Genomic DNA, 23,657 nt, shown 5'->3' on the forward strand with positions numbered 1-23,657 from the left:
GGACGCGTCGATCACTCCGCTGGTTCGTATGCGAAGCGCTGGATGCGTGCCGGCGTCGCCGTCTCTGTGTCGGTGCCGAGTGCGTACGGACCGATATAGACGCCGGTGAACCCGCCCGCGACTTCCGTCGACAGGTACCGTGTGGCCGCCGTGGCGAGTTCGGTCGGCTCGCCGTCGCCGTCGTCGTAGCGGAACGTGTATTCCTCAGTCGTCGCGTCGACGACCAGCCGGTGGTCCTCGCCCGCGGCGGGGATGGACGCGACCGTCTCGGCAACCTCGCCGATCCGGAGTCGGACGCGAGCGACCGTCTCGGCACCCTCACGACCCACGCCGATCTCGTAGTGGTGGGACTCGTTCATCACGAGCGCGAGACCGGCCTCCTCACCGTCGTCGGGATCGAACCCGAGTTCGATCTCGGCTCGGCAATCGAAGTGGGACTGCGGGCGGCCGACGAACGTCGCATCCAACTCGTCGAGGCTGTCGGTTTTGCCCGCAAGCGTCAGCCCCTCGCCCGAGACCGAGTAGGTCGCCGGGTCCGGGTTCCGTCGGAACTGCCAGCTGTCGTCGAGTTCGCCGTCGAAGGTCGTTTCGAACGGTCGGGCCGGACTCGACAGCCCGCCGGGTGAATCCCCCGGCAACGACTCGACGGTCATCTCGGGGTCGATCGGTTCGCCGTCGTTGACGATCGGCCAGCCGTCTTCCCAGGTGACGGGCGCGAGGAACGTCTCCCGACCGAGGTGGTGGACACCGGGGTTGGGGCCGTACTGGCGGATCCCGAGGAACACCATCCACCACGATCCGTCCGGGGCCTGGACCATGTCGGCGTGGCCCATCGCGCTGAGCGGGTGCATCGGCCGACCGCGATGGGAGAGCACGGGGTTGTCGGGATGGGGTTCGAACGGGCCGGTCGGGTCGTCGCTCCGGCCGACGGTGACCATGTGATCCGTGTGGGTCCCGCCCTCGGCGGTGATGAGGTAGTAGGTCCCGTCGCGTTCGTAGATGTGCGGTGCTTCGGCGAACCCGCCTTCGATGCCCCGCCAGAGCTGGCGGACGTCGCCGAGTTCGCCGGTGTCGAGGTCGATCTCGGCCTGTCGGACCCGGTACTCCGGCAAGGACTCGCCGTCGGTGTACTGGAAGTAGGCCGTCCCATCGTCGTCGAAGAAGAGGTCGGGATCGATCCCGCCCGCGTCGACGTACAGCGGATCGGACCACTCGCCGGCGGGATCGTCGGCGGTCACGATGAAGTGGCCACCGTTGACGCCGCCGACGTCGGTCGTGACCATGTAGAAGGTGCCGTCGTGGTGGCGCAGGGTCGGGGCGTAGATCCCGTCGGAAGCCTCGCGACCGCGGAGGTCAAGCTGGCTGTCGCGGGTGAGACAGTGGCCGACCCGCTCCCAGGAGACCAGGTCCGTGCTGTGAAACAGCGGGACGCCCGGGAAGTACTCGAACGAGGAGATGGCGAGGTAGAAGTCCTCGCCGGCGCGAGCGATCGTCGGATCGGGATGCATGCCCGGAAGTACTGGATTCGAATACTGCATACCGGAGGGCTCGCGGCCGTCGCTCATAAGTCCTTGCGGTCCAAGCCCGGCAGGTTCGACAGATAACCATGGGCGCATACCTGCTCGGGACACTCGTCAGTCAGCGAGTTGCGATGTGGTGGCTCGGGTAAACCTCTCATCAGAAGGGACTCAGTGGGGGTAACTGCTCGTCATCGCCACCGTCGGAACCTTACGCGCCTGTCCTCAAAAGTACACGTGTTTCGTGTGCTACTGTGAGGAGAGCAATCTGATTTCGCGAAACACTCTTAGCTATTCTAGAGGACGTAAGTTTAAATGAGAGGGTGACCAACGTGGAGGTAGAGGATTCCAAAATGGCGGACGATTCACGCGGGCACAACCAGTCTTGGTCGGATGCGACCAGCGCTCGCGAGCGGGTTCAGTCGGTCGCGGAAACGTTGCGTGAACCTCGCTCGATCAACTGGATCAGCGAGCAGGCGGACGTCGCCTGGAGTACCGCAAACGAGACACTCGAAGACCTCCGTGAGCAGGGTCGCCTCCAGCGGATCGACAGTGACGATGCAACCCGATATCAGCCGGATCGGACGCAGTTGTTCTTCGACGAGATCCGGACGCTGATCGAGGAGAACACGCGTGAGGAACTCCGGAGCGAACTGGCGGCCATCACCGCGGAAATCGAAGGGTGGCAGGAGACGTACGGCGTGGACTCCTGGGAAGCCCTCGAACAGACGCTCGCCGACGAGGGGCTGTCGAGTGCCGAGAGCAGCGAACGCCGCGACGTCGTCACCTTCTGGCGGGAGAACGAGGCGGACCGGCAACTCCTCAAACACGCCCTGGCGCTGTATACCGACGTCGAAGCCGCACGCGAAGGGATGCGAACCATGGCCGAGCGGGCGAGGAGTTAGCGCTCGATGCTGTTTCTCGCTGGCCGAGATCGCCACACTCAACGGACGCTCCTCAGGAAGGTCCACGACCGACTTTCGAAACACGCCGGGTGCGAGAACGTTCGGTATCGCCCATCACGTCGACGCCCACGCCACGTCCTCGCCGACGTCGAAACCACGGTCTTTCTGCACGACATCGACGAGACTGAGACCGCACGCCTGGAAGTCCGGTTCTGGTATCCAAGCGATGTCGACTACGAATACTACCGCCTCAATTGGATCGAACCCGATCGGGACTTCATGCTCGGATTCCACCGTGACGCTGACCATTCCGACCTCGGACCGTGTCACGTCCAGGTTGACCACGAAGGGACGACGGTTGATCGTCACGCGGCTGATTTTCTCGACGCGCATCCGCTTTCGGTCCTCGAACGACGACTCAGGAAGCTCCCGGCGGTACTTGAGGCTGTTCGCTGGCAGGATGAGCGGCCTTCGCTCCCGGAGTGGTCTCCCTGAACCCCTTCCAGCAAATTCGAACAGGTTGCGTTTCGGCGGTCAGCCCGTCCAGCCGGCGTTCGCCCGGTGCTCGGCAGCGATCGCACCGATGTCCTCTGGTTCAACCGCTCCTCGATCCGTACAGATCGCGTCGATCAGCCCCGGCGGCGTCACGTCGAACAGCGGTGATCGAACGGTCAGATCGGCCGGCCCGTCGTAGATCGTCTCCGGATCGACGGATTCGATCTCGGCCTCTGCATCGACACGCACCTTGTCGGCTGCCGCTGCGACGAGGACGGGCACGCCCTCGTGGGCGGCGGACAGCGCCGCGCCGCGGGTGCCCACCTTGTTCAGCACTGCGCCGTCCGGTCGGATCGCGTCGGCCCCGACGATGACCGCCGCCGGCTCCCATTCGTGGATCGCCCACGCCAGATCGGCGTCGCCGGCGAGGGTCACGTCTCGCTCCTCGGCCACTCTCTCGGCCACACCGACCCCTTCACCGCCCGGTCGCGATTTGGCGACCAACACTGCGTCGGGATCGGCTCGTTCGATCGCCTCGCGGACGGTCCCCGACCGTGAGAGCGTGGCGATCCGATCCGGGAGTCGCTCGGCAGCGGTTTCGGCCGCCTCGTCGTCGGCCGAGACCGCGGCTTCGATCTCCTTGCGAGCCATCTCCTCGACTCCCTCCGGCGATCGGTCCGCGCGGGCCAGCACCCGGTTCACCCGGTTTGCGACGACGGGCATCGAGGGGCGGGCGTCCCGGAGATCACGGGCGACGACGGCGAGGTCATCCCACCCGCCACTTTCCCCACCCCACGCCCGGATGCCCGCCTCGTCGCGAAGCACTTCCAGTGCCCGGAGCGACAGCCACGCCGAGCCGTGGTCGCGATCTTCGCGGATGGTCTTGACGGTTGGCCGAACGCGGTCGTAGGACGCCCAGAGATCGGGGACGGTCTCCCGGCGGCGGATCGCCGTCGGGTGGACCCATGCGTACTCGTCGGTTTCGTAATTGGCTTCGACCGCTCGGTCGTCCGCCTTGAAGAGGAAAGGGTGGACGACCCACCGCGTTCCGCGCTCGGCGTCGACGACATCGAAGGGATCGCCCTGCCGTCGGAGCGTCACGGCGTCGCCGAGTCCGGTCTCCTCGGCGATTTCTTCTCGCGCCATGGCGTCGGGGTCGCCCTCGGCGTGTCCGGAGACGGCCGCCCATCGCCCCGCGTACGAGCCGACGGCGTCGCTCCGGCGCAGGAGCAACACCTCGCCGCGGTTCCGGAGGAAGCAGGTGACGATGTCGACCTCGTTCATGTCCGGACGTATGCACCCTCACCCAATGAAGCGTGGGGGCGGCGAGCCGACAATGCAAAACCGATCGAGTCCCTGTCACCTTGCATGGACGTCGCGATCATCAGCGACTCACACGTGCCGTCACGCGAACCGGCGATCCCCGACTGGGCGCTCGACCGCATCCGCGCGGCCGATCACGTCATTCACGCCGGTGACTTCGACGCATCGGCGGCGCTGGCGGACGTTCGCGGCGCGGCGAGTCGACTCACCGCCGTCGCCGGGAACATGGATCCACGGGCGCTGGGTCTGCCCGAGATCGAACGCGTCACACTCGGCGGTGTCGAGTTCGTCGTGACTCACGGCACGGGATCGCGCCACGATTACGAACAGCGTGTCGCGAGCATCGTCGCCGAGGAGGGGAGCGAGGGGCCGACCGTCGGCGTCGCGGGTCACACTCACGAGTGCCTGGATACGACCGTCGACGGCGTTCGGCTGCTCAATCCCGGCAGCGTCACCGGGGCATCACCGGCCAGCGAGGCCACGATGCTGACGGCGACGGTCAACGACGGCGACCTCTCGGTGACTGTCCACCGCGAGTCCGAGGTTTAGGGGGCCGTCCTCGATGGTCGTGTTTAGTTTAGCGGGAATCGCTTGCAACAGCCAGAAAGCCCCCGCGCTCTCAGCTGCCGCGACTCGCTGCGCTCCGGCAGGTGCTTGCGTCGTCGGGGCTTGCTGAGAACGCGGCCCCTTTCAGTCCCACCCGAGGCCGGTTGGTCAGCCGGCATGGGCGGGACTGAAAGGGGCGAGTGGCTCCGGGAAGACGGCCGAAGTAAGGCGCGAGGCGCTATGCGCCTCGGCACGCGCGAACGGGCCCACGGCCCGTGAGCGGACACCGCAACGGAGTGAGGAGCGCAGCGAGGTCGTCGGACGGCGTCGCCGTCCGACTGTCCGAGGGACCAGCGGTCCCTCGCTACCCTCAACCGGAGCCACTCGGGGCTTTCTGGCTATCTCACCCAGGAATCGCTTAACTAAACACCGCCTCCTCGATTGCTTTCGACGCCGGACGAACGCGACGCTACCGGGCGACTTTTGGCGGTTCCGGGCCGACTCGGGGTATGGAGGTCTTCGCGGTCCCGGATATCCCGGAAATCGAGCCGGGTGACGACCTGGCGACGCTGATCGACGAGCGCGTCGACCTGCGGGAGGGCGATGTCCTCACGGTCGCCAGTACGGTCGTCTCGAAGGCCGAAGGCAGGGGGGCGGATCTGTCGGACTTCGACCCCGGGACGCGCGCCCACGACATCGCCGAGCGGATCGGCGAGATCGCCGGCGAACGGAAGGATCCGCGGTTCGCCCAGGCCGTCCTCGAGGAGAGCGAGGAACTCGTCATGGCGGCCCCGTTCATCCTGGCGGTGACTCACTTTGGCCACATCACCGTCAACGCGGGTATCGACCGCTCGAACGTCCCCGGCGCGGACCTGCTCCTGTTGCCCGAGGACCCCTCGGCGAGCGCGCAACGACTGTCCGACGCGCTCGGGGTCCCCGTCGTCGTGACAGACACGTCGGGACGCCCCTTTCGGCAGGGCCAGCGCGGCGTCGCACTTGGCTGGGCCGGAATTTCGGCAATGCGGGACTGGCGGGGCGAACACGACCGCGAAGGACGCGAACTCACGGCGACCGTCGAGGCCGTCGTCGACGAACTCGCCGCGGCGACCAACCTCGTCACGGGCGAGGGTGACGACGGCCGGCCCGTGGCGGTCGTCCGTGACTGGGACTTCGGCGACCACGACAGCCACGACGATCTGTTCCGGGACCGTGATGGCGATCTCGTCCGGCAGGCACTCGCCGACTTCGAGTACGACCCCGCGTGATCGAAGACGAGAAACGGGACGACACCGATTGACGACGGACTCACAGCACGGCACTCACAGCACACAGACCAATGAAAGCGATCGAACTCACCCCCGAACATCCGGTCGAAGAGGTACGACGACTGGCCGAGCGCGCCGAGCGCGCCGGCTTCGACACTATCTTCGCGAGCAATCACTACAACAACCGCGATCCGTTCCAAACACTCTCGTCGATCGCGGCGGCGACGGATTCGGTTCAACTTGGCCCCGGCGTGGTCAATCCTTACGAGACACATCCAGTCCGGCTGGCCTCGCGGATGGCGACCCTCGACGAGCTCAGCGACGGCCGCGGCGTCTTCGGGATCGGGGCCGGTGACGCCTCGACGCTCGCCAACCTCGGCGTCGAGCGCGACTCGCCCCTCCGGCGCGTCCTCGAGACGTTCAAGGTCGCCCAGCAGCTCTGGACGGGCGACACCGTCGATCACGACGGCACTTTCCGGGCGACGGACGCGAGCCTGAACTACGAGGTGGGGGAGATTCCGGTCTACGTTGGCGCACAGGGCCCACACATGCTTCGGATGAGCGGGAAACACGCCGACGGCGTGCTCGTCAACGCCGCCCACCCGGCGGACCTGTCGTGGTCGGCCGACCGGATCGAAGAGGGCCGATCCGAGCGACCGGACGACCGTGGCGATCTCGACGTTGCCGCCTACGCGAGTGTCAGCGTCGCCGAGAGCGAGGACCGCGCCCGGGAGGCCGCTCGACCGCCGGTGGCGTTCATCGTCGGGAGCACCGCGCCGCCGGTACTGGATCGACATGGGTTGGATCACGACCGCGCGGAACGGATCGGCGACGCCATCGAGCGGGGGGACTTCGAGACGGCTTTCGGCGCGGTCACGCCCGAGATGATCGACGCCTTCGCGATCGCCGGGACGAAAGCGACAGTCGCCGATCGGATCGAGGAGGCGATGAACCATGTCGACAGCTTCGTCGCCGCGTCGCCGCTCGGCCCCGATCTGGAGACGGCGATCGAGCTCGCGGCCGAGGCGCTCGAAACGGCTGCGGCGGAGTAAGTCTCGGCGGTGGTGGGACTCGGCGTTATGCCGGTGAGACGAGATCCACGACTGCGCCGAGCGTCAGGTACGCACTGGCCCCGACGGTCAGTCCGATCACCAGCGCGCCCATCCCGACCAGCACGGCGCTGATCGGGTCGTGCGTCACGACCTCGGCGAATCGAAACGGCATCTCACCGATACTGCCGACGAGCCGGTTCAGAAACGAGACGAGTGACAGGACGATCATGGTGGCAGTTCACACGCCCGGTACTTGGGTGCTTGGACGGCGGCGATCCATCGGGGCCTCCCAGTCCCGGCCGCGATCAGTCTCGACTCGGCGTCAGGGCTAAGAGCGTCGGCGAACTCGCTTCGGTATGGGCGACGATGCGTCCTTAGACGAGTTTCTGGGCGACGAGGGGGAGTCGGCGACCGCGACCGAATCCGCCGACGACGAGGCGGCGAGTGGGTCCGAGCTTCCCGACGAGGCGGCGGCCCAGACTGAACGTGCCGAGGAACCGTCCGAGGAGTCCGTCGAGCCGGCGACGACGACCTACGAGTTCGCCCCCGGCGGGGTCGAGTGTGCCTCCTGTGGGGCCACTGTCGACCGCCGGTGGCACCAGCACGGCGAGCTTGTCTGTGTGGCGTGCAAGGACTGGTAACGGCTGGACCGCGACGGCTGCCGGGACCGTGGGATTCACGCGGCTGGCGGTCGAAATGGGGTCACTCGAATGGAACGTCGACTCACCTTCATGGCCATTCTGGTCAGCGGCGTCATCGGCTTCGGGCTGGCGGATTACGCGCTCGCCAGTGCGGGCTATGACAGGCTGGGGATGTTCGTCTGGGGCGGTGGGTATCTCGCGACGATGTTCGTCCTCTGGTATGGGTGGGTTCGGCCACTCGACATGACCGGTATCTAAGCCGGCGCACTCGACGTGGAGGCGGCCAAAACGAATGGTAGCGGAACGTTCAAGCCCGCGTCGGGGCGAACATATGACAATGAACGGGTCACTGGTGCCGTTGCAACTCGTCGACAACTTCCTGCTGAACTACAACGTGGGGGACATCCTGCTGTTGGTGCTTGGCCTGTCGATCCTGGCCGCAGTAGCGTTGCGCTCCCGGAAGGCGCTCGCGACCCAGGCCATCGGGTTTGGCCTCATTCTGGTGGTGACGCCGGGAAGTGCCCTCCAGCCGGGAGATGGGAGTCTCCTCGGCTCGGTCATGCAGTACAAGTTCTTTGGCCTGGTTCTCCTGCTTGCCGGCCCCGTGCTCTATACGACGGCACGGCGGTCGGCGACACCGAGTTGAGTGTCGCACGGCGATCGTCCGCCCGGGCTTCTCGGCGTCTCATCGCCTTCTCGATGCCACTTCAGCCTTCTCGGCGTCCTATTCGAGCTTCCCGAGTGCAGTGAAAAATTCCAGGGGTGGTCCGGCCACGTGGACCGGCTGGTCGGCCTGCTCGACCGTGATCTGGGCGGGCGGTTCGATCTCGTGGGTGGTCCGGCCGTCGCTGACAACTGAGGCCGTCTCGGCATCCTCGACGCGGACGGTGATCGTGGTGTCCTCGTCGACCACCAGCGGCGGCATCGGGCGCTCGGCGGCCATCTCCGTGACGACGAACACCGGGACGTCGGGGTGGACCAGCGGGCCGTCCTCGCTTAAGTTGTAGGCCGTGGAGCCGGTCGGCGTCGCGATCAGGACGCCGTCGGCGTGGCCGCTGGTGTACAGCGCGTCGTCGATCCGGACGGTCGTGCCGACGCCGTTGCCGTGGCCGCGCTGGGGCCCCTGAATCACGACTTCGTTCAACGCCGGCGGGAGTTCCCACCCGTCGCCGCTCACCTGGAGTCGGGGGAGCGCTCGCGTCGGTGTCTCGCCGTCCTCGCGGATGTCAGTTACCACGTCCCGGATGACGTCGATGGCGTCGTTCGGCGAGACGGCGTTCAGGAAGCCGACCTCACCGAGGTTGACGCCCATGATCGGCGTCCCGTTGGCCCCGCGTGCGGCGTACAGAAACGTGCCGTCGCCGCCGATCGAGACGATCAGGTCGGTGTCGTCGATCTCCTCGATCGAGACGCTCGCCGGGGCGTCGAGTTCCGGCGTGGCGACGCCACCGTAGGTGTCGTGGCGGTCGTCGGCGAGCGCCGCGGCCGTCACCTCGTCGACGACGATCGAGACGGCTTCGTCCGCCAGATCCATCCGGATCGCCTCGATGAGCGAGCGGGCACGTGGATTGTCCTTCTGTCCGACGAGTCCGAGTTCCATAACTCGACCTTGCTCACCGCCCCTGATAAAATCGTCTCATCTCGTGCGGACGGACAGAGTTATTGAGGTGTGAATCCAATCTCTGGACATGACTGGTTGCCCCAGTCGAGGAGTCAGCACATGAGCGACGACGACTCGGATGATGACTGGTTCGAGCAGGCGATCAGCGAGGATCCGGACGGTGGTGACGGCCCATCCACGCAGACTGACGAGACGTCCTCGACTGGCGCGGAAGACGACCAGCAAACGCCCGACAGTGACGTCGCTGCAGAGACAAGCGAATTCGAGGCAGCCCTCGACTCAGTCTCCGAGTCGACTTCGACAACCGAGGACGGTGGGGCGGATTCGATCACCGAGACAGGAGCGGTGGACGCTTCGACTGACGAAGACGGCGGGGATGTGACCGCCCAGGAGGGCGAAGGCGCGCTGTTCGACGAGGATTTCGCCAGTGCGCTTGATTCGGCTGGCGGTCCCGGCGGCGATAGCGGCGGAGCCGCGGCCGAGAATCCGTTCGAAGACGACGAGTCCTTCGAGTCGGAGATCCCACGTATCGACCTCGGGATCGAGGGGCTCGACGGGATGATACAGGGTGGGATCCCACAGCGTCACCTGATGGTCGTCATCGGGTCGCCCGGGACCGGCAAGACCACCTTCGGCCTCCAGTTTCTTCACCATGGTCTCCAACAGGGCGAGGACGTCGTCTTCATCACGCTCGAACAGAGTCGCGAGAGCATCCTCGACACCGCCGACGAGCGTGGTTGGGAGTTCGACCGCTACGAACGTGAGGACCGACTCGCAATCGTCGATCTCGACCCCGTCGAGATGGCCAACAGCTTAGAGAACATCCGGGGGGAGTTCCCCGAGCTCGTTCGGGAGTTCGGTGCCGACCGACTGGTGCTTGACTCGGTCTCGTTGCTGGAGATGATGTACGACGACCAGGCCCGCCGCCGGACGGAGGTGTTCGACTTTACCCGCTCGTTGAAAGAGGCCGGCGTCACGACGATGTTCACCAGCGAGGCCAACGAGGACAACCCCTACGCCTCCAGACACGGCATCATCGAGTACCTGACCGACGCCGTCTTCGTCCTCCAGTACGTCCGTGGGGACACCCAGGAGACCCGCCTCGCCGTCGAGATCCAGAAGATACGCAACGCCAACCACTCCCGTGCCACGAAACCCTACGCGATCACGCTGGACGGCATCGACGTCTACCAGCAGGCAAGCATCTTCTAGACGCGTGATCGGCGGCCGGACTACCGGACGACCGTGATCGGGACGGGCGAGCGCCGGACGACCGTCTCGGCGACGCTCCCCAGCAGGATGCGTGAGACGCCCGAGCGACCGTGACTGCCCATCACGATCTGGTCGACGTCGTGCTCTTCGGCGTGCTGGACGATCGTGTGGGTGGGCTTGCCGACCTCGATGAACTCCTCAAAAGTGCCCGCGAAGCCGGTCGCCCCGGATTCAACCTCGCTGAAGAGGTTCTCGGCCTGTTCTTTCTGGCGGTCGTACCACTCCTCGGAGAACGTCGGCATCGACGCCTGGACGCTGTAGCCCGCGTCGGCCGGGTTGATGACGTGCAGCAGGTGCATCTCGGCGTCCGGGAACTCCGCGACGGCGAACTCGATTGCCTCCCTCGATTGTTCGCTGCCGTCGACCGGCACCAGAATGCGCTTGCTCATGTTTACTGTTACCACACATGTGGACTTGAGTCTTCTCCTGTCTTCGGTTCCACTGGATCTACCGGTCAGTACCGAGACGGTCGATTCAAAATTTTTAACTTATCTACGTATCAACTAATCCGTATGAGCAATATGGGAAATACGTATCGGTCACTCCTCGATAGACTCCGTCAACCGGCGTATACGGGCCCAAACCGCTGTAGTCGGTGTACCGCAGTTAACACCGTTCTGGCAGTAGCTGTTGCCAGTGCGCTGGCTACCATCTCCCTCCCCGTTGGGGCTTTCGCGTTCCTGGTCAGTATTGCGATGATATACTTCCGCGGGTATCTCATTCCCGGAACACCCACGCTGACCAAGCGATACTTTCCGGACTCGCTTTTGGCACTCTTCGGGAAAGCTGGTGTCGATGGTGTCTCCGTTCTCACGGAACTGGATGTCGTTGCGAAGAAATCTGGTGAGAACGACATGTCGCTTACCGATACGGCCATCGATGAGTTCCAGTCGGAGTTCGATTCACTGACCGATACCACGGAGAAAGAACGGCTTCGGAACGTGTTCCAGGTCGACTCGATCGAGATCGACGAGGCACTCGGGGCGTGTATCGTCCTCGGCGATGGCGAGCCACTCCTCCGTCGGGAATCACGCCTGGCGCTCCAGATTGAGCTGGCCGCACTCCCTATTTTGGAGCGCCGGGCCGATGACTTTTACGCCGCAGATGTCTCAGCGCAGTTTGCCATCCTCGCTTCGTTCCGATCATTCATTGAAACCTGTCCCGCCTGTGAGACTCCGATATCAGTGACCCAGGAGTCGGTTGAGTCCTGTTGTTCGACGGCGACAGTGACCGTCCTCGGCTGCGAGGAGTGTCAGACGGACATTCTCGAAGTCGCATCGTAGGAACGAACGATGCTGTCTGACAGTTCTCCCACCGACCACGCAGGTGCACTTCATCGCGCCTGTCCGTTCCGGAACGTGGGACGGCCGATTCACTTCTGATACACTGTCCCACAACGTGATCGATAACTGTGGGGTGGGGCGGTCATTTTCGTCGGCTTCGCTCACACGTTCATGATTGATCGCCTAGTCGTACCTTTTAGAGAACATTTATAATAATGTAATTAGATATGTTTATGTGGGAGTGGCATATATGTCCGACCGCAATGTCCACCGATTCCGACAATTCGGTGAGTCGTACAGAGATCGCAAATGATGTGAGTGCGTCAGCACACGAAACGGTGGCCGGCCAATCCGATCGTCGTGGGTTCCTGAAGGGGGTGGCCGCGGCGGCCGCCGCAACGCTCGGGCTGGGGAGCGTTGCTGGCAGTGTGAGTGCCTCTAGCGCCTGGGACCAAGCGTACAAGATCGCGAAAACGTACGAAGACCCAGAAACGGTCAGTGAGGTATTAGAGAATCAGGACGGACTAGTAGCTGACATCGCGGAAAAGACTACTCTTCCCAAGCATAAGGTCAGCGATCTCGATTATGCAAAGGTCTCTGCCGGGTCAGTGAAAGCCGCCAACGGTCACGTGGCGGCGGTAACTGCGCACAAAGATCTCGATGATGGGTCGCTCTTGATACAGACTTATCCCGAAGAAAACGAGGCATTTGCGCTGGTCCAGTCGGCTGATGGGGAGTCCGAGTCGGTTGGGGTTGCCGACTTAAATCCTGTTGGCTGTGGATCAGATTGTGATGACTGTAGATGTCATGAAGAAACTGTTTGTAGTTGTAATCATAAAGCGAGCTGTTGTTATGAGATGATAAAGTGTAAATGCTACGATGGTTGTTGGGTTGATTGGCTCTGTTAGACACATTTGCAGCAGCCCCTGTGAAACGAATTTCAGATCCTTAAAATTATCGGTGGGGGATCTGATTAATATTTCATTATTTCAATTCAAAGAGCGAGTTAGGATATAATATTTCAATCCTGGCCGTGTCTCGTCACGCACTCCGGCAAGCCGATCAGCTCGACGGGCTCGGAGTTGTCCGGCGAGTAGACGACCAGCTGGCCCTGCTCCATGTAGGGCACTTTCGCCTCTAGATGGCTCGGAATATTCACCGCCGAGATGGCGTCCTCGTCGCCGAGATTCAGGACGACCGTGGTGTTGATCTGCTTGAAGACGGGGTCGGCGATGTCCTGGGGATCCTGGGTGATGAGAAAGAGCCCCAGCCGCTCCTTGCGGCCCTGCTTGGCGGCGTCGGTGAACTTCCCGATGACCTTGCGGGCCTGGACGCTGTCGGCGTCGGTCAGGAAGTTGTGGGCCTCGTCCATGCCGACGACCAGCGGTGTCTCCCCGATGCGCTCGAAGGTCGGATCGTTCGAGAGTTTTTCGTCGACGAGCAGCGACGACAGCGCGAGCACGACCGTCTCGGTCGCCCGTGAGTCGTTGATGTGGTAGGTCGGGACGACGGTCAGCCCGCCCGGGCGGACGAACTCGTGGATCAGATCGGTGATCGGCCGGGCGTCCTGGTCGAAGATGTTCCCGAACCCGCGCGCCCGCCGGCGGACGGCGTCGTAGGTCGCCTCGTGGACCCGGCCGGTCTCGTCGAGTTCCTCCTTCAGCGCGGGATCGTCGAGGAAGGCGGTGAACTGGTCGTAGGTGCCCTCGCGGCCGTACTGGTCACGGAACAGCGGAAGGAGGACGTTCACCAGTGCCCCGTACTGGTTGTCGTTGAGGCCGCTGCCGGCGATCAGCCAGGGGTTGTCGTGGACCATCGAGAACGGGATGGTGAAGGCGACCTGCTCGGCGCGATGGTGCTCGGCTGAGTACGTCGCCCCGCCGATTTCGGGGACGAAGGCAACCGTATTGTCGTGGCCGCCGCAGGCGATGCCCTCGCGTTCACACCGCCGCCGGAAGTCGTCGGAGAGATCGCCGTCGTCGTGCATCTGGGCGTACTCGTCCTGGGGGTCGAACTGGACGACGGCGGGGCCAACCGTCCGGTCGCTGCCGGTCTCGACGGGGTAGGCTCGCTCCGCCGCGAGGAACTGCCGGAGGACGTTCTTCGCGAGATGAGTCTTGCCCGACCCCGTCCCGCCGGCGACGAGCGTGTGTCGGAAGACCAGGGGATCGCCGGCGTCGTAGGCGTCCTTCAGCCGGTAGTCGATGGTGGGGGGTTGAGCCGCCGTCCGGACCTTTTCGCCCCCGACCGAGAGGTGACCGAGGAAGACACCGTCCTCGGGGATCTTCAGCCCGGTCTTGATCGCACTGCGCTCGTCGGCGTGGCTGACGGGCGTCTCGGGCTTGGGGACGCGGTCGGTCATCCGACGCTGGAGCTCGCCATCATCATTATACAAGATGGCGACGGGTTCGAGCGTCGCCATGAACTTGAAGTCCTGTTCGTCGATGCCCTCGGCGCGCATCGCCCGCCGGGCGTGGATCTCGGTCGCGTCGTCGGCCCGGAACTCCCGGACGTACTCCAGGGCGGTGATCCGGCAGAACAGTCGCTCCTCGGTCGCGCTGTCGGGATAGGGGGCGAGGAGATAGGTTCCGATCCGGACGTCGGCGCGGTTGCCGACGGTGACGTACGCCCGGAGGCGTGTATCTTCGCCGTCCTCGCTGATGGTCAGGCCCTCCGCCGCCGAGAGGACGCCGATGCCGCGTTCCTCGCCCGTCGGCGTGGTTTCGACCGGCTCGAAGTCGTCGGTCGACGCTCGTTCGGGGGCGTCACTCCCCTCGGACGCCTGCTCGCCGGCGTCGTCGTTATCGAACTCCGTGAAATCCCCGAGGTCGGACATATCACGTCAGTGTGGGCCGACGGACAAACCGGTTTCCCCCGAGCATCAGCTCATCTGAGTTCGACCCCAAACGTCCTTACCCTGGCATTCGAACACACACCCGATGACCGCGTGGCTTCGCGCCATGACGTACAACGTGCGCTACGACAACCCCGAGGACGGCGAGCACCGCTGGGCGAACCGTCGTGAGGCTGTCGCGAGCACGATCCGGTTTCACGTGCCCGACGTGGTCGGCCTTCAGGAACCACTCGATCACCAGCTCGCAGACGTCGCCGATCGCCTCCCCAGTTTCGAGTGGATCGGTAGGGGCCGCGTCGATGGCGAGAGCGAGGGCGAACATACCCCGATCGGCTACCGGACCGACCGGATCGAATACGTCGATGGCGACACCTTCTGGCTCTCGGAGACACCCGACGAGGCGGGCAGCGTCGGCTGGGACGCCCGCCATCCCCGGATCGTGACCTGGGCGCGCCTGCGTGACCGGCGGACCGGTGATTCCCTCCTTTTCGCGAACACACACTTCTCCCACGACGGCCCGCGCGCCCGCCGGAAGAGCGCCAAGCTCTTGCTCGACCGACTCGCGGACTTGCGGAAGGACGAACCCGTGATCCTCACGGGCGATTTCAACTGCGTGGCGGACGAGGAGCCTTACGAGATCTTGATTGACGACGACCACACCCTCGACCTCGCAGGCGAACAAGACCGATCAGCCGAGCCCGCTCACGGCCCGCCGACATCCGTGACGGACTTCGAGAACCTGGTGCCGAATCGCAAGATCGACCACGTCTTCTCGACGCCCGACGTGGCCGTCGGAACCCACGGCGTCTGCAGCGACGTCTACGACGACGGTCGGTACCCATCGGATCACCTGCCGGTGTTGGTCGAACTCGGTCCGGGTGAGGGGTAGCGGATCGCATCCCATCACGCTGTGACGCTCTGGAGATCGCGGCGTTCGTATCGGGGTCGCCACCAGCAGACCGAGGAGCGGGGTTCAGCCGTGGGCGGCTGTCAATGGCGGGACCCAGCCTTATACGCGCTGAACCAGTAACACCAGTCTGTCCGAGTACGTGGCTGTCTGCCAGGACTGCGAGTGGGAACGACCGATGCCCAAGCGCGACATGGCCGAACACGCAAAGCGCGTTCACGAGGACGAGCATGGTCACCTCGTGTTCCTTGAGCACTGACGAGCGCGCTACCCGATCGCGCTGGACCACAGAGACTGCCTTTCTGCGACGGTGTCGTTTCTCCATTCTCGCCGGCCGACTCGTTTTTACTCGCTGATCACCTACGATCGGTATGCGACTCATCCGTGGACGGGCCGGCGGGACGGCACTGACCGGGACGCTGTACGAACCCGGCGAGGAGCCCCCGAGCTACGAGGGCGCGCCCGACGCCGACGCGCCGTTCGTCTGGGTGTGTGACGCCTTCTACGCGGTCGAGAGCGGCGGAACCGCCCAGCAGGTCGACGGCGAGGAGATCAACGTGGCCTTCGAGTCGCCCGCACCCCGTGGGTTCGCCGATCGCGACCGCGCCATCGCGGCCGCCGAGGACCACGTCCGAACCCAGTTCGGCCGTCTCGGTCTCGATGAATCGGCGGTCGAGATCGAACACGAGCACGTCGCGCCCGAATCGGCCTGAGTCCTCCCCAGGGGGTCAGTCGTCGTCGCCGGTCCCCGCCCGCTCGCGCTCGGCGGTGCGCTCGATGAACTCCTCGGGGAGTGCCTCCATCTCGCCGACCTGGACGCTCCAGAGGTTCGCGTAGAGCCCATCGGCGGCCAGCAACTCCTCGTGAGTCCCGCGCTCGACGACCCGCCCCTCGTCCATCACGAGGATGGTGTCGGCGTCCCGGACCGTCGAGAGGCGGTGGGCGATCGCGAAGGTCGTCCGGTCGGCCGTCAGCGTCTCGAGGGAGCGCTGGATCAGGACCTCGGTCTCGTTGTCGACGTGGGAGGTCGCCTCGTCGAGGATCAGGATCTCGGGATCCTCGAGGATCGCCCGGGCGATGGCGACGCGCTGGCGCTGGCCGCCCGAGAGCTTCACGCCGCGCTCGCCCACCATCGTGTCGATGCCCTCTGGCAACTCGGAAACGAACTCCATCGCGCCGGCCATCGAGAGCGCCTCGCGGATCTCGTCGTCGGTGGCCTTGATGCCGTAGGCGACGTTCTCGGCGACGGTGCCGTGGAAGAGATACGGCTCCTGGCTGACGTAGCCCACGTGCTCGCGGAGACTTGCGAGTGAGACGTTCCGGATGTCGTGGCCGTCGACACGGATCTGCCCGTCCGCGGGATCGTACAGTCGCACCAGCAGTTTGAGCAGCGTCGTCTTGCCAGCGCCGGTCGGCCCGACGAGGCCGACGAAGTCCCCTGCCTCGGCATTGAAACTCACGTTGTCGACCGAAGGCTCGTCGGCTCCAGTATACCGGAAGGTCACGTCCTCGTACGAAACTCCACCATCGACGCCGCCCAGATCGATCGCGTCGTCCGGATCGTCGACGGTGCCCGGGTACTCCATGAGGCCGACGATCCGTTCCGCGGCCGCGAAGGCGTAGCGGTAGTTGTTGACCACGTTGCCGAACTGGCGCATCGGCCAGAGGAACCGGCGGGCGTACAACAACATCGGGGTGAGCACGCCCAGCGTGATCGTCCCCGTGAAAAACGGCGGCGGCCCGGCGAAGACGCCGCGACTCGCGAGCAGCCAGTAGCCCCCGACCAGGAACGTGATCATGTAGCCCATCCCGGTGATGATCCGCAGCGTCGGGAAGAACTTGATCCGGGTCGTAATCGCGTCCCAGTTGGCCTCGAGGTACTCCTCGGAGGCCTCCTCGACGCGGTCGCGCTCGAAGGACTCCCGGCCGTAGGATTTGACGACTTCGATGCCGCCGATGTTGTTCTCGAGTCTGGAGTTGAGCGCCCCGACCGAGCCACGTACGCGGCCGTACTTGGGGCCGATCCGCTGGACGAAGAGGTAACTCGCCAGCGCGAGCACTGGCACCGACAGCAGCGCGACGATCGCGAGTTGCCAGTTGAGCCAGACCATCACGCTCGCGACGCCGACCACGAGCACGGAGATCCGGATGCCCGCGTTGAGGTCGTTCGTCAGGAAACTCTCGAGTTGGTTGACGTCGTTGTTGAGGATCGACATGACCTCGCCGGTCTGTTTGTCGTCGAAGAAACCCATCCGCATTCGCTGGACGACGTCGTAGGTGTCAACCCGGACCGCGTGTTGGAGGTGCTGGGCGAAGCGGTTCCACGCCCAGCCGTTGACCCAGTTCAGCCCGGCGCTGAGCAGATAAACCGCCCCGACCAGCCCCACGGCGAACCAGAACTGCCCCGGCTCGTCCCCCGGAATGACCGATTGCGGGACGAGCGGGAGCGTGAAATCCTGGCCCCCGACGAACAGCGCGTCGATGGCGACCCCGAGCACCAGCGCCGGAATGAGTTCGAGAAACCGCGCGACGACACTCGCGACCCCACCCAGGACGAACTCCGGGACGTACCCCCGGCCGTAGTTCCCGAGTAGCCGCCACATCGGGCGGTCGACACCTTCCCGGAGGTGCTCGAAGGTGTCCGCGTCGTCGTTGCCACCCGAAAAGCCCCAGGACATGGCCCCCGCTAACGTGGCCCCCTACTAAAGGCTGACTGCCGCGCCAGTCCGGGCTGGCGACGGTCGTCTTCACGCCGGCCCGAATCGCAGTTGGTAAATCCGCCACCGTCCGAGAGCCACCCAGCAAATGGTTCACGTCAGCGTTATCGGCTGTGGGCACATGGGCGGGGCGCTCGTCCGTGGGCTGTCCGCCGCCGGCCACCGGGTGACGGCCTGTGACGTCGACGAATCGGTACTCGAAGACCTATCGGGAGTCGCCGACGAGACGACCACTGACCTCGAAGCGGCAGCCTCAGCGCCGATCGTCGTGCTGGCGGTCGGCCCTGACGCCGCCGGCGAGGTCCTCGCCGACCTGGAACTCGACCCTGACCAGACGGTCGTCTCGGTCGCCGCGGGCGTCTCGACGTCGATGCTCGAATCGACGACCGACGCCGCCGTCATCCGGATGATGCCGAACCTCGCCGCCGAGTACGGCGAGATGGCCGCCGCAGTCACGCCAGAACCGACGGGCGACGTCGCGACAGTACTCGACGATCTCGGGACCGTCGTCACGATCGACGAGGACCGGATGGATCTGGCGACGGCGATCAACGGCAGCGGGCCGGCGTTCGTCTTCTACCTGATCGGGGCGATGCAGCAGGCTGGCATTGAGGGCGGCCTTGACTCGGATGACGCTGCGGCGCTCGCCGCCCAGACGTTCAAGGGCGCGGCCGAGATCGTCCTGCAGAGTGACGAGAGCGTCGAAGAACTGGTCGACGCCGTCGCCACGGAGGGCGGGACCACGATCGAGGGCATGGAGGTCCTGTGGGACAGCGACGTTGAGGACGTCCTCGGCGAGACAGTGGCTGTCACCGAAGAACGGTCGGCGGAGATCACCGCAGAAATCGGTGATGAGTGAGTCGGATCCATTCACAGACTGATTCGATTGCGAAGGCGTCGCTTTCCACCGCTTCGTTTCTGATCACCGTTGTTTCCCTTCCACAGAAAAATATATTTGACTGTCATAATAGATCAACATATGACCGAAACGGAGTCCGCGGAGCGGATTGGCCTGTCGATCGGTCCTGGCGCGGTCGGAGTCGTTGCGGTCCTCGTCGGGATGGGGTCCTCATTCCTCTATCCACTGGTTGTCGCCGGCCTTCTGCCGGGGATCGAACAGATCGCATCGACCGTCCCACGTTCCAGCCATCCGTTCGTCGTGTATCTCAGCGTCATCCCCGGCCCGATCTTGCTGACCTGGGGGGCCTTCGCATACGTGGACGACGAGTATACGCCGCTAACGCCGCGACGTGCCCTTGCGGCGCTCGTCCCTGCGCTCGTGAGCGTTTGCCTGGGGGTCTCGGTGTTCGCCGCCAGGTGGACGGGAGTGGCACCGACGGACATCGAGGGGCAGGCGAGGGCACCTCTCTCACTCGTTGAGGCGTTGCAGCTCGAACTGACGGCGGTCCAGTTCGTCGCGCTGGCGGCCGTTTCCGCGACTTTCGTCGGCACCGTCGCGGCTACCCGGGATCGGTGGACCGCACTTGCGACGGGAGTCGTCCCCGTCGGGCTCGTCGCAGCCGGACTCGCCTGGGGGCCACAACAGATCTCCCTCTCTACACTCACGCTCGTCGCAGCCACCATGGCGATCCCCTTTGCAGCCGGATACGCGGCTACGCGCTCGGGAAGCAGGCATCGGACCGTTTAGCTACTCTTCATACTGTCCACGCGATGTAGCCAACTGCTGCTATGACGACTGATCCGGCGATGAATAGTAGATTGGCTGTCCAAGCGGCGATCGCAATCAAACTCCAGAGGGCTAAGAGCAACCCTGCCTCTCCGGGCTTTTCGTGTCGCCATGTGGTAAATGACGTCGTCAAACCGGCGACGACTGCCATTCCGAATATTGGTTGCTGAAGCCACAAGAGGGTCCACCCCAGAATTGCCGCAGAGAGCCCAATGACAACTCCATTTGATACTCCATCGTCCATATCATATATCCGCTCTTCCGTTCTCTTAATTTCTGTGCTATATCTACGCGAGAGCGGTAAACGATACCCAACGCTGGAGGGTGTTGTAGCGTACTGACTGGCAACTCGTTGCGAACCGTAGTAGGTTTGTCCGTCGCCCATTTCTCCCATTACAATGAGATCCGGTACTCCCATCGGTCGCCACCGTACGCGGACATCCAACACACGGGATGGCACTGACCACCGCAACCATCGAGCGTCATTCCGCGGAAATCACCAGCGAGGTCGACGATGAGTGACGCCGTCGACCCCGAAGAGATCGAGCGGACGCGCGAACTCGCCGCCGACGCCGACCGGGTCGTCGTCAAGGCGGGAACGAACTCGCTGACGGACGCCGAGTCGAACCTCGACGACGACAAACTCGACAAACTCGTCGACGACGTGGCCGACCTGCTCGACCACGGCAAGGAGGTTCTACTCGTTTCCTCGGCGGCGATCGGGGCCGGCCGGGGACGCGTCGACGCCGAGACTGACACCGTCGAAGCGTCCCAGGCGCTGTCGACCGTCGGCCAGAGCCATCTGATGCGGCGCTACACCGAAAGCTTCGAGCGCTACGATCGGAAGGTCGCCCAGATTCTGGTCACGCAGGCCGACCTGGACGATCCCGAGCGGTTCACTAACTTCCACAACACCGTCGAGACGCTGCTGGATTGGGGGATCGTCCCGATCGTCAACGAGAACGACGCCGTCGCGATCGCGGAGATCCAGATCGGCGACAACGACATGCTTTCCTCGTCGATCGCGGTCGGGATCGAGGCCGACCTGCTGGTGACGCTGACCGACGTCGACGGCGTCTACACCGGCAACCCGAAGGACGACCCTGACGCGACCAAGATCGAGGCCGTCGGGAGCAACTACGGGGCCGTCCAGGAGATCGTCGCCCAGAGCACGACCGAGGAATTCGGCGGGATCACGACGAAGGTCGAGGGCGCGCGAACGGCCAACGAGCACGGGATCCCGGCGGTGATCGCGGGCTCAGCCGAACCGGACGTGCTTGCCCGCATCGCCGCCGGCGAATCGGTGGGCACAATATTCTTGCCTGTCAACGGAGCATACGATGACTGATACGGACACTGAATCCAAGGTCGAGGCCGCCGAAGCTGCGGCGCTCGAACTGGCCAACGTCAGCGACGCCGATCGTCGCGCCGCCCTGGAAGCGATCGCAACGGCCATCGACGATCACCGCGAGGACGTCATCGCGGTCAACGACAGGGACGTCGAGGCCGGCGAGGAGTTGCTCGAAGCCGGCGAGTACACCCAGGCGCTGGTCGACCGGCTGAAGCTGGACGACGCCAAGATGGACTCGATCGTCGAGATGGTCGAGAGCGTCGCCGATCAGGCGGATCCCCTCGGGAAAACCCTCCAGGCCCGCCACCTTGACGACGATCTCGACCTCTATCGAGTGGCGGTCCCCATCGGCGTGATCGGGACCGTCTTCGAGTCCCGGCCCGATGCCTTAGTCCAGATCGCTGCCCTCGCGCTGAAGTCCGGGAACGCGGTCATCCTCAAGGGCGGCAGCGAGGCCAGCCACTCCAACCGCGAACTGTTTGAGATCATCCGCGAGGCAGCCCAGGACGTCGAGGCTATCCCCGAGGGCTGGGTCCAGTTGATCGAGGCCCGGGAGGCCGTCGACACCGTCCTCGGGATGGACGAGCACATCGACCTGCTGATGCCCCGCGGGTCCTCGGAATTCGTCAGCTACGTCCAGGACAACACCCAGATCCCTGTGCTGGGCCACACCGAGGGTGTCTGTCACGTCTTCGTCGACAGCGAGGCCGACCTCGACGAAGCGGTCGAAGTGGCATACGACGCGAAAGTCCAGTACACCGCTGTCTGTAACGCCATCGAGACGCTGCTCGTCCACGAGGACGTCGCCGAGGCGTTCCTGCCCACCATGGCCGACCGGTACGCCGAGGCCGATGTCGAACTGCGCGGCGACGAACGAACCCGGGAGATCCTCGAAGAGTTCGACGTCCGTGAAGCCACTGAAGAGGACTGGCGCACGGAATACGGCGACCTCATCCTCTCGATCAAGGTCGTCGACTCGCTCGTGGACGCCATCGACCACGTCAACACGAACGGCTCGAAACACACCGAGTCGATCCTGACCGAGGACGACGAGACGGCCCGGAAATTCATGACGGGCGTCGACGCCGCCAGCGTCTTCCACAACGCCTCGACGCGCTTCTCGGATGGCTATCGCTACGGCCTCGGTGCCGAGGTCGGTATTTCGACGGGCAAGATCCACGCCCGCGGGCCCGTCGGGCTGGAGGGGCTGACGACCTACAAGTACTACCTCGAGGGTGATGGTCACCTCGTGGCATCCTACGCCGGCGAGGACGCTTTGCCCTTCTCCCACGAGGATTTCGACGGCGAGTGGTGAGACGGCCCCGGCGTCGATTCGCGATTCACCCGTGAAAACCGGTTGCCCTTGCAGGGAGACGTACCATTAACATCAGGTCGCCGGATCGCCGTCCCGTATGGCAACGACGATACGTAGGACCATCGCAGGCATGGCGCAACGAGCAAACCCGGCGTTTGCGGTCGCGGTCGTCGCGATCCCGCTTGCGGCGCTCGGATACGCGCTCACGGTCGCATCGATTCAACAGCACACCTACGTTCACGTGATGGCGGGCGTCCTCTGGACGGGGATCGACGTGTTCATCGGCGCGGTGCTCGGGCCGGTCATCGGTGGCCTCGACGAGGAGGAGAGTGCGGCGGTGTTCCAGCGACTCACGCCCAAGACCGCCTTTCTCCTGCCCTCACTGGCGACGGTGACCATCGCCTCGGGGATCGCCCTGGCGTTGCGCCTGGGCTATCTGGCGAACGGCGAGGGCTGGCTCGCGCTGTTCACGGCCGCCAACGCCGTCCCGATACTCCTGTTGCTCGGGTGGCGACTCGACGCCTGGCGGGACTGGCGCTGGCAACTGCCCTTCGGCGTCGCGACGGTCGGCTCGGTGGCCTGGGTCGCGCTGACGCTCGATGCCCTGCCGGCGATCGAGCCCGCGATCGCGGTCGCGCTGGCGATCGTCACGATCCTCTCGGTGCAGGGTTTCGGGTTCCTGATGCCCGGCGAGTTGCGGATCTACCGGGAGATGACGTCGGCGAATCCCGACTCCGGCGTCATCGCCGCCATCGGCAAGCAGAACGCGATGCTCGGGGGCGTCCAGGGTGCGTTCCAGTTACTGTTGATCCTCGACATGGTCTACCTGCGATACGGCGGCTTCCCGTTCTGACCTGCTGGCGGTGGCCCGGTACACTCGTTGGGACAAACGGTTCGTCGATCCGT

At 64.7% G+C, this 23,657-nt stretch carries 26 protein-coding genes; 18 read left to right on the forward strand and 8 right to left on the reverse strand.

The genetic code is table 11. The features are described 5' to 3' along the window. Positions 1-11: 11 nt before the first annotated feature. The gene (locus tag HBNXHr_RS01120) at positions 12-1,538 is read right to left on the reverse strand and encodes a glycoside hydrolase family 43 protein (RefSeq protein ID WP_275882825.1); all 1,527 of its coding nucleotides are present in this window, start codon (positions 1,536-1,538) and stop codon (positions 12-14) included. Positions 1,539-1,870: 332 nt separating this feature from the next. On the opposite strand from HBNXHr_RS01120, the gene HBNXHr_RS01125 reads away from it, so the two are divergent. Together HBNXHr_RS01125 and HBNXHr_RS01130 are read left to right on the forward strand one after the other, a co-directional pair. Continuing rightward, a complete protein-coding gene (locus HBNXHr_RS01125; protein ID WP_275882826.1) occupies positions 1,871-2,422 on the forward strand; it encodes a hypothetical protein in 552 nt (183 codons plus the stop codon). Positions 2,423-2,428: 6 nt separating this feature from the next. Continuing rightward, positions 2,429-2,917 (forward strand): hypothetical protein, encoded by a 489-nt coding sequence (locus HBNXHr_RS01130; protein WP_275738741.1) that lies wholly within the window; start codon positions 2,429-2,431, stop codon positions 2,915-2,917. 39 nt (positions 2,918-2,956) lie between these two features. Here HBNXHr_RS01130 and HBNXHr_RS01135 read toward each other — a convergent pair whose 3' ends face one another. Continuing rightward, the gene (locus HBNXHr_RS01135) at positions 2,957-4,201 is read right to left on the reverse strand and encodes an NUDIX domain-containing protein (RefSeq protein ID WP_275882827.1); all 1,245 of its coding nucleotides are present in this window, start codon (positions 4,199-4,201) and stop codon (positions 2,957-2,959) included. A gap of 84 nt (positions 4,202-4,285) precedes the next feature. Between HBNXHr_RS01135 and HBNXHr_RS01140 the strand changes: the two genes are divergently transcribed. The 3 genes from HBNXHr_RS01140 (at position 4,286) to HBNXHr_RS01150 (ending at position 7,103) form a co-directional block, all read left to right on the forward strand. Further along, positions 4,286-4,789, forward strand: coding sequence for a metallophosphoesterase family protein (locus HBNXHr_RS01140; RefSeq protein WP_275882828.1), 504 nt, complete (start codon positions 4,286-4,288; stop codon positions 4,787-4,789). Positions 4,790-5,295: 506 nt separating this feature from the next. Beyond that, the gene (locus tag HBNXHr_RS01145) at positions 5,296-6,051 is read left to right on the forward strand and encodes a coenzyme F420-0:L-glutamate ligase (protein ID WP_275882829.1); all 756 of its coding nucleotides are present in this window, start codon (positions 5,296-5,298) and stop codon (positions 6,049-6,051) included. 71 nt (positions 6,052-6,122) lie between these two features. Beyond that, on the forward strand, positions 6,123-7,103 hold the full coding sequence (locus HBNXHr_RS01150) for a 5,10-methylenetetrahydromethanopterin reductase (protein ID WP_275882830.1): 981 nt from the start codon (positions 6,123-6,125) through the stop codon (positions 7,101-7,103). Positions 7,104-7,128: 25 nt separating this feature from the next. On the opposite strand, the gene HBNXHr_RS01155 is transcribed toward HBNXHr_RS01150, so the two are convergent. Then, complete coding sequence (locus HBNXHr_RS01155) at positions 7,129-7,332, reverse strand: hypothetical protein (RefSeq protein ID WP_275738751.1); 204 nt, start codon at positions 7,330-7,332, stop codon at positions 7,129-7,131. 127 nt (positions 7,333-7,459) lie between these two features. On the opposite strand from HBNXHr_RS01155, the gene HBNXHr_RS01160 reads away from it, so the two are divergent. From HBNXHr_RS01160 to HBNXHr_RS01170, 3 genes are all read left to right on the forward strand, one after another. Beyond that, entirely contained in the window at positions 7,460-7,744 is a 285-nt protein-coding gene (locus HBNXHr_RS01160; RefSeq protein WP_275882831.1) for a hypothetical protein, read from the forward strand. Between the two features lie 69 nt (positions 7,745-7,813). Continuing rightward, positions 7,814-8,002, forward strand: a complete 189-nt coding sequence (locus HBNXHr_RS01165; RefSeq protein WP_275738755.1) for a hypothetical protein — start codon at positions 7,814-7,816, stop codon at positions 8,000-8,002. A 79-nt stretch (positions 8,003-8,081) separates the two neighbouring features. Then, the gene (locus HBNXHr_RS01170) at positions 8,082-8,390 is read left to right on the forward strand and encodes a hypothetical protein (RefSeq protein ID WP_275738756.1); all 309 of its coding nucleotides are present in this window, start codon (positions 8,082-8,084) and stop codon (positions 8,388-8,390) included. A gap of 78 nt (positions 8,391-8,468) precedes the next feature. Here HBNXHr_RS01170 and HBNXHr_RS01175 read toward each other — a convergent pair whose 3' ends face one another. Continuing rightward, positions 8,469-9,344, reverse strand: coding sequence for an NAD(+)/NADH kinase (locus HBNXHr_RS01175; RefSeq protein WP_275738758.1), 876 nt, complete (start codon positions 9,342-9,344; stop codon positions 8,469-8,471). A gap of 120 nt (positions 9,345-9,464) precedes the next feature. On the opposite strand from HBNXHr_RS01175, the gene HBNXHr_RS01180 reads away from it, so the two are divergent. After that, the gene (locus tag HBNXHr_RS01180) at positions 9,465-10,577 is read left to right on the forward strand and encodes a KaiC domain-containing protein (RefSeq protein ID WP_275882832.1); all 1,113 of its coding nucleotides are present in this window, start codon (positions 9,465-9,467) and stop codon (positions 10,575-10,577) included. A 20-nt stretch (positions 10,578-10,597) separates the two neighbouring features. Here HBNXHr_RS01180 and HBNXHr_RS01185 read toward each other — a convergent pair whose 3' ends face one another. Then, positions 10,598-11,026: a universal stress protein gene (locus HBNXHr_RS01185; RefSeq protein WP_275882833.1), complete on the reverse strand. Its 429-nt coding sequence runs from the start codon at positions 11,024-11,026 to the stop codon at positions 10,598-10,600. A 306-nt stretch (positions 11,027-11,332) separates the two neighbouring features. On the opposite strand from HBNXHr_RS01185, the gene HBNXHr_RS01190 reads away from it, so the two are divergent. After that, entirely contained in the window at positions 11,333-11,920 is a 588-nt protein-coding gene (locus HBNXHr_RS01190; protein WP_275882834.1) for a hypothetical protein, read from the forward strand. Positions 11,921-12,183: 263 nt separating this feature from the next. Further along, positions 12,184-12,828, forward strand: a complete 645-nt coding sequence (locus HBNXHr_RS01195) for a twin-arginine translocation signal domain-containing protein (protein ID WP_275882835.1) — start codon at positions 12,184-12,186, stop codon at positions 12,826-12,828. 113 nt (positions 12,829-12,941) lie between these two features. On the opposite strand, the gene HBNXHr_RS01200 is transcribed toward HBNXHr_RS01195, so the two are convergent. Continuing rightward, complete coding sequence (locus HBNXHr_RS01200; RefSeq protein WP_275882836.1) at positions 12,942-14,756, reverse strand: ATP-binding protein; 1,815 nt, start codon at positions 14,754-14,756, stop codon at positions 12,942-12,944. Between the two features lie 103 nt (positions 14,757-14,859). On the opposite strand from HBNXHr_RS01200, the gene HBNXHr_RS01205 reads away from it, so the two are divergent. Next, a complete protein-coding gene (locus tag HBNXHr_RS01205; protein ID WP_275882837.1) occupies positions 14,860-15,663 on the forward strand; it encodes an endonuclease/exonuclease/phosphatase family protein in 804 nt (267 codons plus the stop codon). 389 nt (positions 15,664-16,052) lie between these two features. Further along, entirely contained in the window at positions 16,053-16,394 is a 342-nt protein-coding gene (locus HBNXHr_RS01210; protein WP_275882838.1) for a hypothetical protein, read from the forward strand. 15 nt (positions 16,395-16,409) lie between these two features. On the opposite strand, the gene HBNXHr_RS01215 is transcribed toward HBNXHr_RS01210, so the two are convergent. Further along, complete coding sequence (locus HBNXHr_RS01215) at positions 16,410-18,359, reverse strand: ABC transporter ATP-binding protein (RefSeq protein WP_275882839.1); 1,950 nt, start codon at positions 18,357-18,359, stop codon at positions 16,410-16,412. A gap of 127 nt (positions 18,360-18,486) precedes the next feature. Between HBNXHr_RS01215 and HBNXHr_RS01220 the strand changes: the two genes are divergently transcribed. Next, positions 18,487-19,257, forward strand: a complete 771-nt coding sequence (locus tag HBNXHr_RS01220; RefSeq protein ID WP_275882840.1) for a pyrroline-5-carboxylate reductase dimerization domain-containing protein — start codon at positions 18,487-18,489, stop codon at positions 19,255-19,257. 120 nt (positions 19,258-19,377) lie between these two features. Continuing rightward, positions 19,378-20,046 (forward strand): hypothetical protein, encoded by a 669-nt coding sequence (locus tag HBNXHr_RS01225; protein WP_275882841.1) that lies wholly within the window; start codon positions 19,378-19,380, stop codon positions 20,044-20,046. Positions 20,047-20,053: 7 nt separating this feature from the next. Here the strand turns inward: HBNXHr_RS01225 and HBNXHr_RS01230 are convergent, their stop codons facing one another. Further along, positions 20,054-20,329, reverse strand: coding sequence for a hypothetical protein (locus HBNXHr_RS01230; RefSeq protein WP_275882842.1), 276 nt, complete (start codon positions 20,327-20,329; stop codon positions 20,054-20,056). Positions 20,330-20,599: 270 nt separating this feature from the next. Between HBNXHr_RS01230 and proB the strand changes: the two genes are divergently transcribed. The 3 genes from proB (at position 20,600) to HBNXHr_RS01245 (ending at position 23,604) form a co-directional block, all read left to right on the forward strand. After that, the gene (gene proB, locus HBNXHr_RS01235) at positions 20,600-21,433 is read left to right on the forward strand and encodes a glutamate 5-kinase (protein WP_275882843.1); all 834 of its coding nucleotides are present in this window, start codon (positions 20,600-20,602) and stop codon (positions 21,431-21,433) included. Further along, complete coding sequence (locus tag HBNXHr_RS01240) at positions 21,426-22,751, forward strand: glutamate-5-semialdehyde dehydrogenase (RefSeq protein WP_275882844.1); 1,326 nt, start codon at positions 21,426-21,428, stop codon at positions 22,749-22,751. The genes proB and HBNXHr_RS01240 overlap by 8 nt, the downstream gene beginning before the upstream one ends. 130 nt (positions 22,752-22,881) lie before the next feature. After that, complete coding sequence (locus HBNXHr_RS01245; protein ID WP_275882845.1) at positions 22,882-23,604, forward strand: hypothetical protein; 723 nt, start codon at positions 22,882-22,884, stop codon at positions 23,602-23,604. The last annotated feature ends 53 nt before the right edge of the window (positions 23,605-23,657 follow it).

It is taken from the genome of Halorhabdus sp. BNX81, from assembly GCF_029229925.1.
Classification (GTDB): Archaea; Halobacteriota; Halobacteria; order Halobacteriales; family Haloarculaceae; genus Halorhabdus.